Source organism: Phyllobacterium sp. 01N428 (genome assembly GCF_056399405.1).
In genome coordinates this window covers 118,378-133,377 of sequence record NZ_JBFTRH010000009.1, presented here as the reverse complement: position 1 = coordinate 133,377, position 15,000 = coordinate 118,378, and the positions used below count along the sequence as shown (strand labels likewise).

The following is a 15,000-nucleotide window of genomic DNA, read 5'->3' as shown; positions in this document are numbered from 1 at the left end:
ATTCACGCCGGTTCGCGCCATTTGATCGAGCAACCGATCGAAGCGACCTGTTCGCGCGGGCCCTGGCCTGAATTTGCTATCTGTTTCATCGCCTCGAAAAGATCGCGGCGAAGATCCATATCGCCTTCCTCCTTGCGCGATGCGTCAAGCCGGCCGCGATATTGTAATTCCCCGCCAGAGTTGAACCCAAAAAAGTCTGGCGTACAGACCGCTCCATAGGCGCGTGCCACCGTTTGATCGGCGTCATGAAGATAGTGGAATGGAAAGTCATGTTCCCGGGCGAAGCGTTGCATGTTTTCGAAAGAGTCGGCCGGATAGGCCGCCGCATCGTTGGCATTGACCGCCACGAAACCAATGCCGAAATCCTTGAGATCACGGGCATCGCGCACGATGCGTTTGATGACCGCCTTGACGTAAGGACAATGGTTGCAAATGAAAGCCACAACCAGTCCCCTTCGACCGGCCTGCGCCAGGATCGAATGTGTCTCGCCATCGATACCGGTGAGCCGGGCGTCGATAGCCTTCCAGCCGAAATCGCATACGGGTGGGATCGCCGCCATGTTCTCGCCTCCGTTCAAGCCGCCCGCGCGTGCATTGCCGCGTCGGCAGCATGACGGATTGCTGCGATATTGTCAGCATAGGCGAGCTTGCCATTGCCCTTGAATATCGCAGAACCCGCGACAAGCACATCGGCGCCCGCCGCTGCTACGAGTGGCGCGGTCTGCGGTGTGACACCGCCATCGATTTCGATATGGATCGGACGCCTGGCGATCATGGACTTGACCCTGCGTACCTTGTCGATGACCGAAGGAATGAAAGCCTGTCCGCCAAAACCCGGATTGACGGTCATGAGCAGGACGAGGTCGAGGCGGTCGAGGACATATTCGATGACGTTCTCCGGGGTCGAGGGGTTCAATGAGACGCCGGCCTTCTTGCCAAGGTTGCGTATCGCCTGCAGTGAGCGATCAAGATGTGGTCCGCCTTCCGCATGAACCGTGATAATGTCGCAGCCGGCTTCGGCGAAGGCGGCAAGATAGGGATCCGCCGGAGCAATCATCAGATGGCAATCGAAGGTGGCTTTCGTCCGGTTGCGGATCGATTTGATGATCTGCGGACCAAAAGTGATATTGGGGACGAAATGCCCGTCCATGACATCGAGGTGCACCCAGTCCGCGCCGGCCGCAATGACATCCTCCACCTCTTCACCGAGCCTGGCAAAATCCGCCGAGAGCACGGACGGGGCGATGATGGTCTTCTGGCCTATCATGATCGTTCCTCCTGCCTGGACATTGCGAAGACGCGGCTGACCTTGATATCGGCCGCGGTGATCGTTGAAAGCGCCCGCGAATCGATGGGACCATCCGAACTTTCAAAGAGCCGGTTCGCCTGGCGCAGGCGCGCCCGGTCGAGTGCGTTGCGGATGGAACGGGCATTGGCGAAATGTGGCTGCTGCCGGCGTAACGTGATGTAATCTGCCATGATGGCGCGGGCTTCATCGTCGAAATGATAGTTCTGCTTCGACAGCATCGTTTCGGCAATACTCAGCAATTCGTCGTCACCGTAGTCAGGAAAATCGATGTGGTGGGCGATACGCGAGCGAAAGCCCGGATTGCTTTCAAAGAACTTGTCCATGCGGTCCGCATAACCGGCGAGGATAACCACGAGATCGTCGCGCTGGTTTTCCATGACCTGAAGCAGGATCTCAATGGCCTCCTGGCCATAGTCGCGCTCGTTTTCCTGCCGGTGAAGATAGTAAGCCTCGTCGATGAAGAGCACTCCGCCCATCGCCTTCTTGAGGATTTCCTTCGTCTTCGGCGCGGTATGACCGATATACTGCCCGACAAGATCATCACGCGTCACCGAAACCAGGTGTCCCTTGCGGATGTAGCCAAGGCGATGCAGGAGATCGGCCATGCGCAGCGCGACCGTGGTCTTGCCAGTACCGGGGTTACCGCTGAAGCTCATGTGCAGAGTCGGCGTCTCATGCGCTAATCCCATGCGCCGGCGGGCGCGCTCGACCAGGAGCAGCGCTGCCGTTTCCTTGATACGCTGTTTTACCGGCTTCAACCCGATCAACTCGCGGTCAAGCTCATCAAGCACGTCTTTGACGCCGGATTCGACATATTCGGCGCGCAGATCGACGGCGGCAGGCGCCGCCGCGATGCTGTCCTCAGCCTGAAGTTCCTTGACGGCCGTATCAGCCATAACGCTGCCCCGCGGGTTTGTCGGCCGCGTAGGCGCGCGTCGTATAGCGCACGACACGCCCTCCCGCTTCCTGCCGGGCCAGATGGAAGCCAGGCTCTTCCGCCGGCCGGTTGACCAGGAACGAAAGCTTCACCGACTCCCAGCCATGGCGGTTATCGAAGGCGACGAAGCGGATATAGCGCTCGCCATAGACCTTGCGGCATTCCCTAAGCTCCATCATCAGCGCCGCCGCATCGGGATTGTCGAACATCGGGTGGGCCCACATGTCCCAATAGGTGTTGCGCGGATGCGGATCGTCGGTGAATTCCAGGCTCACTGCCCAGCCATTGTCGATGCAGTACTGGGCCTGTTTAGCGATCTGTTCGTCGGTCAAATCCGGCAGGAACGAGAAGGCTCCCTGTGTGACACGCATATTGTCCTCCTATTCTGCTGCGGTTGCTGTCGGAACGAAATCCGGCGAGTCAGTTGATGTGTAGTTGAAAGTGACGTCCTTCCAGATGTCCAACGCCTGCTGGAGCGGCTGGCAGGTGCGCGCGGCCATGCGGAGGATCTCGGGACCCTCGTTGACGATGTCGCGACCTTCGTTGCGGGCAAGGATCATGCACTCCAGCGCTACGCGGTTGGCGGTCGCACCGGCGGCGATTCCGAGCGGATGGCCGATCGTGCCGCCACCGAACTGGAGGACGACATCTTCGCCGAGAAGATCGAGCAGTTGGTGCATCTGTCCGGCATGGATGCCGCCGGACGCAACCGGCATCATCTTGTTCAGCGATGCCCAATGCTGATCGAAGAACACGCCGTTCTCAAGCCGCATCGGGTTGAAGTCCTCGCGGCAGATATCGTAATAGCCGCGTGTCGTCGCCGGGTCTCCCTCGAGCTTGCCGACCACAGTTCCAGCATGGATGTGGTCGACACCCGCCAGCCGCATCCACTTCGCAATGACGCGGAACGAAACGCCGTGCGACTTCTGCCGGGTATAGGTCGAATGGCCGGCGCGATGCAGGTGCAGGATCATGTCGTTGCGGCGGGCCCATTTCGACATCGACTGGATCGCGGTGTAGCCGATCACGAGGTCGATCATCACGATGTTGGAGCCGAGCTCCTTGGCAAACTCGGCGCGCTCATACATGTCCTCCATGGTGGCGGCCGTTACGTTGAGGTAGGTACCCTTGATTTCGCCGGTGGCGGCTTGCGCCTTGTTGACGGCCTCCATGCAGTAGAGGAAGCGTTCGCGCCAGTGCATGAAGGGCTGCGAATTGATGTTCTCGTCATCCTTGGTGAAGTCCAGCCCACCCTTCAGCGCCTCGTAGACGACGCGGCCGTAGTTGCGACCCGAAAGGCCAAGCTTCGGCTTTACCGTCGCTCCGAGCAGAGGGCGGCCAAACTTGTCGAGGCGCTCGCGTTCGACAACGATACCCGTTGCCGGACCCTGGAAGGTCTTAACATAGGCGACGGGCAGGCGCATATCCTCGAGACGCAGCGCCTTCAGCGGCTTGAAGCCGAATACATTGCCGATGATAGATGCTGTCAGGTTGGCGATCGAACCCGGTTCGAAGAGATCGAGGTCATAGGCGATATAGGCAAAATACTGCCCTTCCCCGTTTGGAACGGGATCGACGCGATAGGCCTTCGCCCGGTACTTTTCCGTTGCCGTCAGCCGATCGGTCCAGACGACCGTCCAGGTGGCGGTCGAGGATTCGCCAGCAACCGCAGCCGCGGCTTCGATGGGATCGACCCCGTCTTGGGGCGTGATGCGGAACATAGCGATAATGTCCGTATCCTTGGGCTCGTAGTCCGGCTCCCAGTAACCCATCTTCTTGTATTCCATCACGCCGGATCTGTAGCGCTCCTTTCCCGTAACCGTCTCTGACTTGTTCAGCATAGTAGGGTCCTTTCCATTGATTGGGTCCTGTCAGGCAGCCTTGGCTGCGGCGATCTGCGGGTCGAGTTTGCCCGCGGCGTAGCGTCTGGCCATGTCGTCGAGGCCGATGACCTTGATTTTCGATGCCTGGCCCGCGGTTCCGAAACGTTCGAACCGATCGCGGCAAAGGTCGCGCATCGCATCCATTGCCGGTTTCAGGAATTTTCGCGGATCGAATTCAGCGGGGTGCTCCACCGCGATGCGGCGGAACTGGCCACTCATCGCCATGCGGCAGTCCGTATCGATATTCACCTTGCGAACGCCGTGACGAATGCCACGCTCGATCTCTTCGACCGGTACGCCATAGGTTTGCGGCATCTCTCCGCCGAACCGGTTTATTACGTCCTGCAGCATTTGAGGGACGGAGGACGAGCCGTGCATGACAAGGTGGGTATTGGGCAGCTTGCGATGGATTTCCTCGATCACACCCATCGCGAGGATATCGCCATCCGGCGCGCGGGTGAACTTGTAGGCGCCGTGCGACGTACCGCAGGCAATCGCGAGGGCATCCACCTTAGTGCGCAAGACGAAATCGACCGCCTGATCCGGATCCGTCAGCAGTTGCTGATGGCTGAGTACACCGCTCGCGCCGTGCCCATCCTCGGCCTCCGACTCGCCGCTCTCCAGCGATCCGAGGACGCCGAGTTCGCCTTCAACCGAGACTCCTACCCAATGTGCAATCGTCGCAACGCGGCGGGTGATCTCGACATTGTACGCATAGGAGGCAGGCGTTGCAGCATCGGCTTCGAGCGATCCATCCATCATGACCGAGGTGAAGCCATGCCGGATCGCCGTCAGGCAGGTGGCTTCGTCATTGCCATGGTCCTGGTGCATGCAGACGGGAATGGAAGGATAGATATCGACCAGCGCATCGATCATGCGCGCCAGCATCAGATCTTTCGCGTAGGAGCGGGCTCCCCGCGAGGCCTGCAGGATGACCGGCGCGTCGCAGGCCGCGGCGGCTTCCATGACGGCAAGTCCCTGTTCCATATTGTTGATGTTGAAGGCGGGAACGCCGTAACCATGCTCGGCCGCATGATCGAGCAATTGCCGCAGGGTAATTCGAGCCATGATCGCTATTCCTTGTTAACGAGTTTGCGCGCGGTCGCGACGATGTTTTCCGGCGTGATGCCAAAATGACGGTAAAGATCGGAGGCGGGCGCACTCGCGCCGAAGCCCTGCATGCCGATGAAGGCCCCTTTCTCGCCGATCCAGCGATCCCAGCCGAGCCGGGCCGCCGCCTCGATTCCAACGCGCGGCGCAGCAGCGAGAACCGACCGGCGATAGGCGGGCGTCTGGGCTTCGAACAGCTCCCAGGACGGCATCGAAACCACCGCTGCCGCGATCTTGTGCTGCCCGCGCAGGATATCGGCGGCCGTGCAGGCGATCTCGACTTCCGAGCCTGTTGCAAGAAGGGTGACCGCGCGGGGCTCGGCGGGCTCGCGAAGGACGTAGGCGCCGCGGGCCGAACGATTTTCCTCGACATGCCCCTGGCGCAGCATGGGCAGGTTCTGCCGCGACAAAACGATGATGCTCGGCCGGTCCGTATAGCGCAGGGCAAGTTCCCAGCATTCAGCCGTCTCGATGATGTCGGCAGGGCGGAACACGTTGATGCCCGGCGTTGCGCGCAACATGGCAAGATGTTCGATCGGCTGATGCGTCGGGCCATCCTCGCCAAGGCCGATCGAGTCATGCGTCATGACGTAGATGACCTGCTGACCCATCAGCGCCGACAACCGAATGGCGCCACGCGCATAGTCGGCAAAGGCCAGGAACGTGCCGCCATAGGGAATGAAGCCGCCATGCAGCGCGATGCCGTTCATCGCGGCCGCCATCGCATGTTCGCGAATGCCGTAGTGAATGTAGCGGCCGGTAAAATCGTCAGGCGTAATGTCGCGAAGCCCTGGGGTAATCGTCAGGTTCGAATGGGTAAGGTCCGCTGACCCGCCAATCGTGATTTGCGTTGCACCATTGATGACGCCGAGCACCATCTCCGAGGCCTTGCGTGTCGCAACCTTGGTTGCTTTTTCCACGTGCTCCCGGCGAAACGCATTCAGCGCGTCAAACAGCTCCGCAGGAAGCTGCTTCTGAACCTCCTGCTTGAACGCTTCCGTCTGGGGCGACGCGGAAAGCCGCACGCACCACTCACGGCGTTCGTCTGCACCTCGGCGGGCGACGTTGCGCCATGTCTCGACGATTGCTTCCGGAACGTCGAAAGGTTGATGCGGCCAGCCGATGGCGAGCCGGGTGGCGGCGATCTCGGCCTCGCCAAGTGGTGCGCCATGGGTTTTCTCGGTTCCCTGCAGCTTTGGTGCACCCTTGCCGACAATGGTCCGACATGAGATCAGCGACGGCCGGTCGGATGAACGTGCCCGCGCAATGGCGGCGGCAATGGCCTCGAAATCATGCCCGTCGATCTCTTCAACCTCGAAGCCGGCCGCCTTGAACCGCGCAAGTTGATCCATCGACGTCGAGAGCGATGTCGGGCCATCGATCGAGATGGAATTATTGTCCCACAGAACCACAAGGCGCGACAGTTTCAGGTGTCCGGCAAGATCGATCGCCTCATGGCTGATCCCTTCCTGAAGGCAGCCGTCACCGGCGATCACATATGTGAAGTGATCGACAATTTCCTCGCCATAGCGCTCGCGCAGAAGCCGCTCGGCCATGGCCATGCCGACCGCCGTTGCAAGCCCCTGCCCGAGCGGTCCCGTGGTCGTCTCGATACCCTGGGCATGGCCGTACTCGGGATGGCCGGCGGTCTTGGCGCCCAGCTGTCGGAACCGCTGCAATTCCGCGATCGGCATATCGGGATAGCCGATCAGATAGTGCAGAGCGTATTGCAGCATTGAGCCGTGACCCGCCGACAAGACGAAGCGGTCCCGATCCGGCCACTGCGGATGCAGGGGATCAAGCTTGATGAAGCGGTTGAACAGGACTGTCGCAACGTCGGCCATCCCCATCGGCATGCCCGGGTGGCCGGAATTGGCCTTCTGCACGCTGTCCATCGCGAGCGCACGGATCGCATTGGCCATGTCGCTTTCGCTGACGATCTCGGCGGTTGGGGTCTCTTGAAGGAAAGCTTGGGTGTTCATCGTCTTCTCCTCACGAGGCTCGGTTCTTGCGTTCCATCAGCTGCATGATCAGCGGGGTCAAAATCAGCTGCATTGCGAGATCCAGCTTGTTTCCGGGAACGACGATGGAATTCGCCCGGGACATGAAGGAATCGTGGATCATCGACAGCAGATAGGGGAAATCGATGCCGCGCGGCTTGGCGAAGCGGATAACGAGCATCGATTCGTCGGGAGTCGGTATCCAGCGCGCGATAAACGGGTTGGACGTATCGACGATCGGAACGCGCTGGAAATTGATGTCCGTAAGCGTGAACTGCGGTGTGATATAGCGGACATAGTCCGGCATGCGGCGCAGGATCACATCCATGACCGCCTCGGTCGAATAGCCGCGCGTTGCCCGGTCGCGATGGATCTTCTGGATCCATTCGAGATTGATGACCGGGACCACGCCGATCTTCAGGTCGGCATGGCGGGCAAGGTCAACCTCGTCGGTCACGGCGCAACCATGCAGGCCCTCGTAAAAGAGCAGGTCGCTCGGCGGAAAGTTGCGCCATGGCGTGAAGGTTCCGGCGGGCGCTTCATGCACCTTCGCCTCATCCTCGTCGTGAATATAGCTCCGCGTCTGGCCCGTGCCGCGCCGGCCATATTCCCCGAAAACTTCCTCGAGCTTGTGCAGTTCATTTGCATCGGCATGAAAGTGCGTGAAGTTGGGATTGCCCCTTTGTTCTTCCTCGGCGACCTTTTCCTTCATGGCGTTACGGTCATACTTATGGAAGGCATCGCCTTCGATGAACGCCGCTTCGATCTCCTCGCGCCGGAAAATCAGTTCAAAAATGCGCTTGACCGAGGTGGTCCCGGCGCCTGAAGAGCCCGTGATGGAGATGATGGGATGCTTTGCTGACATGGTCGTCTCCCATCAGGCCCTGAACAGGCCACGGTTGCTGAAGAGCGGTGCTCGCTCGCCGATGCTACTTGGCTGGGTGTGATACCGGCTGATCCGGGCGACTTCCCGGGACGAGCCGAATACCAGCGGAACCCGCTGATGCATGCCTCGCGGCGTCAGCCCGAGAATGCGGTTCTGCGTGTCGGTTGCCGCGCCCCCGGCCTGCTCGATCAGAAAGGCAACCGGATTTGCTTCGTAGACGAGCCTGATACGCCCCTCGCCATAGCTCTTGCGCCGGTCGCCGGGGTAGAGAAAAACGCCGCCGCGCACGAGGATGCGATAGGCCTCCGCAACAAGCGAGGCGACCCAGCGCATATTGAAGTCGCGTCCCCGGGGACCTTCATTGCCCTTGAGGCAATCGTCGACATAGAGACGTACAGCCTCGTCCCAATGGCGGTAGTTGGCCGTGTTGACCGCAAACTCATGCGCCCGGTCGGCAATGACGATGCTCTCATACGCCTGGACAAAAGTGCCGAGCCTCGAGGAAAACACGAAGATGTGGGTGCCGCTGCCGAGGGTCAGAACCAGGGCGAGCTGCGGTCCATAGATAAAAAAGCCGGCAGCGAGCTGAGCCTCCCCTTTTTGCAAAAAGGAAGCATCAGGCTCGCTGTCCGGTTCACCAGCCACCGGGAGGATGGAGAAGATCGTCCCTATCGAGACATTGGTGTCGATGTTCGAAGAGCCGTCGAGCGGGTCGATGGCGAGCGCCAGGGGTGCTGAAGGGTTGAGAATGGCCGGATGCTCAAGTTCCTCCGAACCGTAGACCGCCACGGGGGCCTGCCGCATCGCTTCGATGAACATGTCATCAGCAAGGATATCGAGTTCCTTTTGTGTGTCGCCACCCGCATTCCTGTTGCCCTGGCTACTCGCGAAAGCCTTTCCCAGAGCCCCCTGATTGATGGTATTGCGCACCTTGACGGCGGTGAGAGAAAGGTGGCGAACGGCCGCGGAAACCGCGATGCGGATCTCGTCGCCCTTTTCGCAATAGGACCCAAGAAACGCGTCTAGTGTCGCCGTGGTCATCGTATTCCTCCCGTACCTGACGTCTCCCGTGTCAAGCTTCGGGTTCATGGAAACAGCTTCACATCCGTAAGTAAAATTTAATATATTTACTGGATCACTAAATTATTTTAACTTCACTCCATGCGAAATCTTACCCTCAAGCAATTGCGTGCAATCCAGGCCATCATGAAGCACGGAACCATCGCTGCGGCGGCAAACGCGCTTCGCTTGACCCCGCCTGCGGTCACCATTCAGTTGAAGCTCGTCGAGGAGGAGGCGAAGGTATCGCTGTTTGACCGGACCAATGAAGGGCTGCGCCCTACCGCCGCTGGCCTCGCATTTCTGGATGCCGCTCAGATGATCGAAGAGAGGCTGCGTGTCCTTGACGACGAGATTGACGCAATCAAGGGCGTGCGGGTCGGCAGCCTCAACCTCGGCGTCGTCTCGACCGCGAAATACTTTGCGCCGCGCTTGATGGCGACCTTCAGGAACGAACATCCGGATATTGCCATCAAGCTTCTTATCGGCAACCGGGCCGAGACCATTGTCAGTCTCAAGAGCCATGAGGTCGACATCGCCCTGATGGGCCGGCCACCCAAGGATATCCCGCTACGCTCGGCCGTGTTCGGCGATCACCCCCTTGTCGTCATCGCCGCTCCGGACCATCCCTTGGCCAAACGCCGTGACATAACCAAGGAACGCATAGCTCAGGAGCACTTCCTCGTACGCGAACCCGGATCAGGAACACGCATCTCTCTCGAGATCTTTCTGAGCGAGCTGCCCGGCAGGCTCGATGATCTTGGAACCGAAATGTCGTCGAACGAAACGATCAAGCAGGCGGTCATGGCGGGGCTCGGCGTCGCTTTCATCTCTGCCCACACGATCGCCCTCGAACTCGAAGTCGGCAAACTGGTCATGCTCGACGTGGTCGGCATGCCCATCCGCCGGCAATGGTTCTCCGTGGTGCGCACCGACCGCACCCTGTCGCCGGCGATGAAGGCGTTCCAGGATTTTCTTAACCGCAAGGGCGCGCAGTGCCTGCCTTTCTTCGACAAGCTTTATCCGGACATGGGCAGTATACACAGGTAGCGCAACCGACCGGAAAATGCTTCGCCCGATGGTTGACACATTCCTTGCGAGCAATAGGTTGCAGTCTCATCATCGTAGGGGTCGTTCGTGAATTCACCGTTTCATCGCGCTCTGCTCTTTGCCGTCTTGCTCGGACCCGCGCCGGCAATGGCCGCCGACAAAACGATCTACCTGACATTCGACGATGGCCCGCTCAATGGAACGTCGAACATCCTCAATGTCCTGGACGCCGAGCAAGTGCCGGCAACCTTGTTCATGGTCGGTTTGCATGCCGAGGCGAGCAAGGAACGGCAGGCGCTCGTGGCAAAAGCGAAGTCGCTGCCCTTCTTGACGGTCGGCAATCACAGCTACAGCCATGCCTATAACCATTACAAATTTTTTTATGGTTCGGTCGAAGGGCTTCTCGCCGACCTTGCGAGGGCGAACAAGGTTCTCGGATTGAAGGGCCCACCGATCTATGCGCGCCTGCCCGGGCGAAACGTGTTCCGCCTGCCGGACATGTCGTCCGACGACATGTCGATCGGCAAACCGGAGGATCACCGCGAGGAGCCCGGCTTCGAATTTGTGGCTGCCTCTGGCTACTATCTTTACGGCTGGGATCACGAATGGGTACACGACGACAGCGGCAAGCCAGTACAGAGTGTCGATCACCTTGTCAGCGAGATCGATCATCTTTTTGCCTACGGTAAGATGGCAAAACCAAACAAGCTGATCCTGCTCATGCATGACGAAATGTTTCAGGACAGCTTCAACGGTACAGCCAACCTGCAATCGCTCATCGCGTCCCTCAAGAAACGCAGTTACAAGTTTGGACAGATTTCTGCTTTCGACGACTAGTTCAAATGATGAACTTGCAACCCTGGTGTATCTGGTTCACGCAAGAGTTGCAAAATGGCGGACTATAGCCAGTGGATTGGCTATAATCACGGAGGGGCGTGGTGCCATCGTCCAAGACGATCGTAGTCGCCGGAACAAGCAAGGAGATTTTCATGGGACTGATGACCCGTTATTTCCGCGGTGCGGCGCTGTCGCTGTTCGCCATCTTGTTTTCAGCGAACATGGCATCGGCGCAGGTCGGCAAGTCAGGCTGCACGCTGCAGCAGGTCGGTGGCACATCTCGCCAAATGCTCAAGTGCACGGGTGGCTTGACGATCATTGCTGAAAAGGGAGCCCGCTACTCGCTTGTCGACCGCAACCGGGACAACCGTGTGGACGGCGTCCGGCTGCAGAGCAAGGCGCTTCTCCTGGACTTCGCCCCGGGTTCCGGCACCGGCTTTCAGGTGACAACGCCACAGGCGATCGCTGCGGTGCGCGGTACGAAGTGGGCGGTCGATGTCGGCGCTGGCAAGACTTCAGTCTTTGTCGAACGTGGGCAAGTCGGCGTGCAGCGACCCTCCGCAAATGCCGGGGTCGTTCTCGGGCCCGGCCAAGGCGTCGATGTCGATCAAGGCACGAGCCCTCTCACCGTGAAACGCTGGCCGCGTCCCCGCGTAGCGGCATTGATGGCCCGTTTCGGCCAATGATTTCATGAGCGGAAGAGCGCTCCAGACGCTGATTGCCCTCGTTGTCGCAGGAATTTGGGGTGCGGGAATTGGCCTCGCGCATCTACGCGGCGACATGTGGTTCATCGATCGGGTCGAAGCGACAATGACGGACCTGCGGACAGTCATCCGTGGCCAGAAGCCAGCACCTGACGTCGTCACCATCGTCGCCATAGACGACGAGGTTGTCCGCCAAACTGGCAGTTATCCCCTGGCGCGTGCGAAGCTTGCAGAGTTGATCGACGCAATTGCAGCCTTGAAGCCCAAGGTCATCGGCGTGGATACGTTGCTCGTCGATCCGGGGCCGGCCGAGGGCGACCAGCGGCTGGTTCAGTCTCTGGCCAAGGCGCCGGTCGTGCTTGCCGCGGCCGCCGTTTTTCCGCAAGGCCAGCAACGAACCCAGAATGACGCCGCCGACCCGCTATCGGGCGTACCCGACGCTGAGCGCTTCCTGTTGCCCTTACCCGTGTTTGGCGATGTGGCTGCGACCGGCGTCGTGAACGTATCGACCGACCGAAACGGAACGCCACGGCTCGTTCCGATGTTGTTCAAGAGTGGCGCCGACATCGAGGCATCCTTCCCGCTTCGTGTGGTTTCAATTGCAAAGGGTGTCGAACCTGCCGTGGAACCCGGCAGATTGGTGCTCGGCGACGAAATTATCCGAACCGATATTGGCCAGGCCCTCCCGCTCAGCTTTTATGGCACGCGCGGGTCGATCCGCACCATCAGCGCCGCGGACGTGCTTGCTGGTAAACTGTCACGCGAAAGCATCGAGAACCGGATTGTCGTCATCGGAACCACCGTTACCGGCGGTGGTGACGTTTTTCCGACACCATTCGATCCGGTATTGCCGGGAGTGGAGGTTGTTTCCACAGCGATAACCCACTTGATGATCGGTGGCGCCCTCATCCGCGATCGCACCGTCAGGCTCGTCGATGCATGCTTTGCTGCCGCCCTTCCCGTCATCCTGGTCAGCCTTCTTGCCTGGCGGCGCAATGCCATTGGCCTTATCGCAGCGCTATGCGTGGTTCTTGCCTGGTTTGCACTCAGCCTTGCGGCCTTCTTCAACGGTATCTGGCTGAGCGCCGCCGTTCCGCTGGTTGCGGCCATACCGCCGGCACTCGCCTTCGGTGCAGCGCAGTTGTGGATCGGAAGGCGACGGGCGCAACATTTTGCTGAACAGAGCAAGCTTCTGCAGCAAGTGCAGGCGCCGGGACTCGGCAATTGGCTGGCACGCAATCCCGATTTCCTGGCAGCGCCGGTGCGTCAGGATGCCGCCGTGGTGTTTGTCGACCTTTCAGGGTTCACCGGTCTTAGCGAAACCTTGGGACCCAACGCAACGCGGGAACTCCTCAACGGATTCTACCAGCTGGTGGACGAGGAAGTCGCCGCCAGCAGCGGGTCGATCACGAGCTTCATGGGCGATGGCGCCATGATCCTTTTCGGATTGCCCGTGTCGAGTCCCGATGACGCGCTCAATGCCGCGCATTGTTGCGTCGGGCTTTGTGACCGCACGCGCGCGTGGCTGGATGCGCTGCCCGAGGCCGTCAGCGCCCGTATCGGCTTCAAGGTCGGCGCCCATTTCGGCACGATCGTGGCCTCGCGGCTGGGGAGCGGTATGCGCCAGCAGATCACCGCGACGGGCGACACGGTGAATGTCGCGAGCCGCCTGATGGAAGTGGCCGCCAGCAACGGGGCGGAACTTGCGTTGAGCGAAGAAATGTTGCGCGCCGTCGGGGAGAATGCCGATCCATTCAAGTCTGGCATCCTTCGCGGTCCGCTGGATACCCGGATACGCGGACGCGCAGGGTCAATCGCCATATGGCTTTGGCGAGGCACGGCTCCCGACAGCGCGCGCGGTCAAATTGAAATATCGAAGTAAAGATCAGTTGCCGACACGCCTGTAATAGCGCGCAACGGGGTTTCGTCGCTGCGGATGACGCCTGTCCTGGCCGTGGAGTTGAGCGCTTCTGTCAGCTCCTGCAGGGGGATCCTGTCCCAGCCCTTCCTGAGCGCCATTTGATGATCGACCGGAATTGCGGCAACGGACAGATTTTTCATCATCGCCAGACCGTTGGCGCGCAGCGTGGCATTGCTGCTTCCATGGTGGCCTACCTTATAGAAAATCGTCCTTGCCAGGAGATCCGGGCCCGTCACTTCATCGCCGCCGACCTTCCACGAGAGGTCTCCCCAAGAGATCCAATTGCCGACCTGTGCGTCAGCGACGAAAAGCAGAACGTCACCACCCTTGAGCTCGATCGCAAGGACGAGGCTGGTATTGTTGGTTGCCCCGTCGAGTGCGAGCGCCAGCTCCGAAGCCCCGTCGAGCCACGCAGTATCGATCCGGCGCCAGTCGGGAGCATCCCCGCCCGGTCCCCAATAGTGCGCGCGGAAGAATTCCATGCCGCGGGTCAGCGCAAGCGGTATGGCGCGAAGGTCGCTGAATGGAGCCGCCGCATCGTTGGGCAGCAGCGCGGCAGTGACATTGTCGGAGAGCTGGTTGGCGGCAACACCGTAAGTATCGGGGTCGCGCGACGAAGGCAGGGTCTTGCGGATCAGCTTGGCATCGTGCGGCGGTCCGAGAACATAGACTTTTGCGGCCGTATCTTTCAATTGCGTCGGCTCGTCCGCTGGGCGGCAGAAGCGCAGCTTTCCCATTTTCATGACAGCATCCAGCGCGTCCGCCGTCGAGGCGCCGCGTGTGGCGCCGTAAAAGCCGAGGATATTGTCAATCTCACTGGCGCCAGCCATGTCGCCGGCCATCGTCATGGCAGCCGCACTCATGCGCAGTGCGGTGAGTGCCTGCGCCCTTTCCTGTCTAAGCTCATTGGCCAGATCGTCGTGGGGATCCTCGGTCCATGCCACCCACACCTCGCCAACCGTCAGCTTGGCGAATATGTCGGAAGCCTGGATGAACCCGGAAAGATGATCCCAATGTTGATGCGTCGCGACGACAATGTCGATGTGCCCACCGGACACTTTGACGATGTCTTCGGCAACACGGGTCATCTTTGCCTCGGCATCGTCCGTGCCAAGGAGAACGCCGCAATCGATCAATATCCGGTAGGCGCCCGATGTCTTGCGCGGCAGCGTAATGAGAAAGCAATCGCCGAAGCCCTGCCTGTACATGCGAATGTTCGCACGGGCACCCTTGCCGCCGGACTTGCTGCCTCGCGGCGAAGCGGACGCGACAGTTTTCTTCTTCGCCATTCCTGACCTCCCCCG

General features: G+C 60.1%; 14 protein-coding genes. 4 read left to right on the top strand and 10 right to left on the bottom strand.

Translation table 11 applies throughout. The annotated features are described in order from the left end of the window. Nucleotides 1-2: 2 nt before the first annotated feature. Genes AC1DNI_RS20135 through AC1DNI_RS20095 form a run of 9 tightly spaced genes read right to left on the bottom strand, consistent with a single transcriptional unit; the run spans nucleotide 3 to nucleotide 9,166 of the window. On the bottom strand, nucleotides 3-560 hold the full coding sequence (locus AC1DNI_RS20135; RefSeq protein ID WP_477693162.1) for a thioredoxin family protein: 558 nt from the start codon (nucleotides 558-560) through the stop codon (nucleotides 3-5). 14 nt (nucleotides 561-574) lie between these two features. Next, the gene (rpe, locus tag AC1DNI_RS20130) at nucleotides 575-1,264 is read right to left on the bottom strand and encodes a ribulose-phosphate 3-epimerase (RefSeq protein WP_477693235.1); all 690 of its coding nucleotides are present in this window, start codon (nucleotides 1,262-1,264) and stop codon (nucleotides 575-577) included. Continuing rightward, nucleotides 1,264-2,205, bottom strand: a complete 942-nt coding sequence (gene cbbX, locus AC1DNI_RS20125) for a CbbX protein (protein ID WP_477693161.1) — start codon at nucleotides 2,203-2,205, stop codon at nucleotides 1,264-1,266. Before cbbX ends, rpe begins: the two co-directional genes overlap by 1 nt. Further along, nucleotides 2,198-2,617 (bottom strand): ribulose bisphosphate carboxylase small subunit, encoded by a 420-nt coding sequence (locus tag AC1DNI_RS20120; RefSeq protein WP_477693160.1) that lies wholly within the window; start codon nucleotides 2,615-2,617, stop codon nucleotides 2,198-2,200. The genes cbbX and AC1DNI_RS20120 overlap by 8 nt, the downstream gene beginning before the upstream one ends. Before the next feature lie 9 nt (nucleotides 2,618-2,626). Continuing rightward, a complete protein-coding gene (locus AC1DNI_RS20115; RefSeq protein WP_027232908.1) occupies nucleotides 2,627-4,087 on the bottom strand; it encodes a form I ribulose bisphosphate carboxylase large subunit in 1,461 nt (486 codons plus the stop codon). A 30-nt stretch (nucleotides 4,088-4,117) separates the two neighbouring features. Beyond that, nucleotides 4,118-5,197, bottom strand: a complete 1,080-nt coding sequence (gene fba / locus AC1DNI_RS20110) for a class II fructose-bisphosphate aldolase (RefSeq protein WP_477693159.1) — start codon at nucleotides 5,195-5,197, stop codon at nucleotides 4,118-4,120. Between the two features lie 5 nt (nucleotides 5,198-5,202). Next, a complete protein-coding gene (gene tkt, locus AC1DNI_RS20105) occupies nucleotides 5,203-7,221 on the bottom strand; it encodes a transketolase (RefSeq protein ID WP_477693158.1) in 2,019 nt (672 codons plus the stop codon). Between the two features lie 10 nt (nucleotides 7,222-7,231). Continuing rightward, nucleotides 7,232-8,104, bottom strand: a complete 873-nt coding sequence (locus AC1DNI_RS20100; RefSeq protein ID WP_027232911.1) for a phosphoribulokinase — start codon at nucleotides 8,102-8,104, stop codon at nucleotides 7,232-7,234. 12 nt (nucleotides 8,105-8,116) lie between these two features. Continuing rightward, nucleotides 8,117-9,166 carry a class 1 fructose-bisphosphatase gene (locus AC1DNI_RS20095; protein WP_477693157.1) on the bottom strand — a complete coding sequence of 350 codons (1,050 nt, stop codon included), beginning with the start codon at nucleotides 9,164-9,166 and terminating at the stop codon, nucleotides 8,117-8,119. A 120-nt stretch (nucleotides 9,167-9,286) separates the two neighbouring features. Between AC1DNI_RS20095 and AC1DNI_RS20090 the strand changes: the two genes are divergently transcribed. From AC1DNI_RS20090 to AC1DNI_RS20075, 4 genes are all read left to right on the top strand, one after another. Next, nucleotides 9,287-10,234: a LysR substrate-binding domain-containing protein gene (locus AC1DNI_RS20090; protein ID WP_477693156.1), complete on the top strand. Its 948-nt coding sequence runs from the start codon at nucleotides 9,287-9,289 to the stop codon at nucleotides 10,232-10,234. A gap of 87 nt (nucleotides 10,235-10,321) precedes the next feature. Next, nucleotides 10,322-11,071 carry a polysaccharide deacetylase family protein gene (locus tag AC1DNI_RS20085; protein ID WP_477693155.1) on the top strand — a complete coding sequence of 250 codons (750 nt, stop codon included), beginning with the start codon at nucleotides 10,322-10,324 and terminating at the stop codon, nucleotides 11,069-11,071. A gap of 152 nt (nucleotides 11,072-11,223) precedes the next feature. Beyond that, complete coding sequence (locus AC1DNI_RS20080) at nucleotides 11,224-11,757, top strand: FecR domain-containing protein (RefSeq protein ID WP_477693234.1); 534 nt, start codon at nucleotides 11,224-11,226, stop codon at nucleotides 11,755-11,757. Between the two features lie 4 nt (nucleotides 11,758-11,761). After that, nucleotides 11,762-13,657 carry a CHASE2 domain-containing protein gene (locus tag AC1DNI_RS20075; protein ID WP_477693154.1) on the top strand — a complete coding sequence of 632 codons (1,896 nt, stop codon included), beginning with the start codon at nucleotides 11,762-11,764 and terminating at the stop codon, nucleotides 13,655-13,657. Here the strand turns inward: AC1DNI_RS20075 and AC1DNI_RS20070 are convergent. Further along, complete coding sequence (locus AC1DNI_RS20070) at nucleotides 13,636-14,985, bottom strand: MBL fold metallo-hydrolase (RefSeq protein WP_477693153.1); 1,350 nt, start codon at nucleotides 14,983-14,985, stop codon at nucleotides 13,636-13,638. The two genes, AC1DNI_RS20075 and AC1DNI_RS20070, sit on opposite strands and share 22 nt — an antisense overlap. Nucleotides 14,986-15,000: the final 15 nt, after the last annotated feature.

Coding starts and splice junctions, on each gene's coding strand:
- AC1DNI_RS20135 (WP_477693162.1), bottom strand. CDS start 560: ATGGCGGCGATCCCACCCGTATGCGATTTCGGCTGGAAGGCTATCGAC.
- cbbX (WP_477693161.1), bottom strand. CDS start 2,205: ATGGCTGATACGGCCGTCAAGGAACTTCAGGCTGAGGACAGCATCGCG.
- AC1DNI_RS20120 (WP_477693160.1), bottom strand. CDS start 2,617: ATGCGTGTCACACAGGGAGCCTTCTCGTTCCTGCCGGATTTGACCGAC.
- AC1DNI_RS20115 (WP_027232908.1), bottom strand. CDS start 4,087: ATGCTGAACAAGTCAGAGACGGTTACGGGAAAGGAGCGCTACAGATCC.
- fba (WP_477693159.1), bottom strand. CDS start 5,197: ATGGCTCGAATTACCCTGCGGCAATTGCTCGATCATGCGGCCGAGCAT.
- tkt (WP_477693158.1), bottom strand. CDS start 7,221: ATGAACACCCAAGCTTTCCTTCAAGAGACCCCAACCGCCGAGATCGTC.
- AC1DNI_RS20100 (WP_027232911.1), bottom strand. CDS start 8,104: ATGTCAGCAAAGCATCCCATCATCTCCATCACGGGCTCTTCAGGCGCC.
- AC1DNI_RS20095 (WP_477693157.1), bottom strand. CDS start 9,166: ATGACCACGGCGACACTAGACGCGTTTCTTGGGTCCTATTGCGAAAAG.
- AC1DNI_RS20090 (WP_477693156.1), top strand. CDS start 9,287: ATGCGAAATCTTACCCTCAAGCAATTGCGTGCAATCCAGGCCATCATG.
- AC1DNI_RS20080 (WP_477693234.1), top strand. CDS start 11,224: ATGGGACTGATGACCCGTTATTTCCGCGGTGCGGCGCTGTCGCTGTTC.
- AC1DNI_RS20075 (WP_477693154.1), top strand. CDS start 11,762: ATGAGCGGAAGAGCGCTCCAGACGCTGATTGCCCTCGTTGTCGCAGGA.
- AC1DNI_RS20070 (WP_477693153.1), bottom strand. CDS start 14,985: ATGGCGAAGAAGAAAACTGTCGCGTCCGCTTCGCCGCGAGGCAGCAAG.